Origin of the sequence: Xanthomonas sp. SHU 308, assembly GCF_000364645.1 — a bacterium.
Lineage (GTDB): Bacteria > Pseudomonadota > Gammaproteobacteria > Xanthomonadales > Xanthomonadaceae > Xanthomonas_A > Xanthomonas_A sontii.
This window is the reverse complement of record NZ_AQOK01000520.1, coordinates 1-1,218: the sequence shown is the minus strand read 5'-3', so window position 1 is coordinate 1,218 and position 1,218 is coordinate 1. Positions and strand designations below refer to the sequence as shown.

General features: G+C 70.0%; 1 pseudogene. It reads left to right on the top strand.

The annotated features are described in order from the left end of the window. Positions 1-834 precede the first annotated feature (834 nt). Positions 835-1,218 (top strand): annotated as a pseudogene (locus tag D588_RS25015) (primosomal protein N'); the annotation flags it as partial.

Genomic DNA, 1,218 nt, shown 5'->3' with positions numbered 1-1,218 from the left:
CCAGGGCCGGCATGCCGCGTTCGGGCCGGCCGCTCTGCAGGTCGGCCAGGACCGCGGCGCGGCGTTCGATGCCGCGCAGGAACGCGGCCAGGGCGGGCGGTGCGGCCACGCCGTCGGAAGGGGACGTGGCGGTCATCGGAACTCCATCATCGGCGCGATGATAACGAGGCAGCCGCCACACCGCGCGCTTGACAGCGGCGTCCCGATCGGCTCACCCGCGGCCGTCGCGACGGCCGGTTGTGCACAGCGCCGGAAATTGGCCTGCGACAGGTCTTGTCAAGCCCCCGCGAAACCATGTTGCATCTGTGTTTCACGGACAAGTTGTTGTTCTTAAAAGAATAAATGCGATTGGCGCTTTTTTGTCCAACTCGTGGCAGAGGCTTGTGAGTCCGTCTTCACGGCGTGGAGCATGCCCGTCATGCACAGCTTTATCCACAGCAGGTGTGGATAAATTCGATTCCCCAAGCACGGCGGCCATTTACGACCGGTTTATCACTTTGCGGGCAGCAATCGCGCGCAACTCCCGCCCCCCGGAACCCACTTTGCGGCGGCCGCTAGGGCGTGTCACCAATCCCCGAGCATGCCGCGCCGTGATTGCGCGTGCCTGTGGCAAGGAAGAGCGAGGAAGTGGACGTGCGTCCACGCCCGAGCGATGACGCGGCCACGGGCACGCGCAACCACGGCCCTTCGGGTTCGGTCTGGCAGGCGCGCTGCCGACGCCGCGCGGCTTGACCTGACGGCCAGTCAGGCGCTGCGCCACGCAACGCCGGCAGCGCGCCTGCCAGACCCAACGCGGCGTACTCGGGGATCGGTGACACGCCCTAGACTAGGCGGATGCCCTCCCCCGCCGCCACGCTCCGCGTCGCCCTGCCCGTGCCGCTGCCGCAGGTGTTCGACTACCTGCCGCCGCCCGGGGGCACGGTCGCCGACGGCGACGTCGGCCGCCGGGTGCAGGTGCCGTTCGGCAATCGCGAACTGAGCGGAGTGGTCGCGGCGATCGGCCAGGTCGAGGACGCGGACGGCCTGCGCGCGGCGTTGGCCTGGCTGGACCCGGTGCCCCTTCTGCACGGCGAACTGGCCGAGTCGCTGCGCTGGCTGGCCCGCTACAGCCACGCGCCGCTGGGCGAGGTGCTGGCGACCGCCCTGCCGGTGCCGTTGCGTCGCGGCGAACCGCTGCCCGACACCCACGCCTGGGCCTGGCGCCTGACCGAGGCCGGC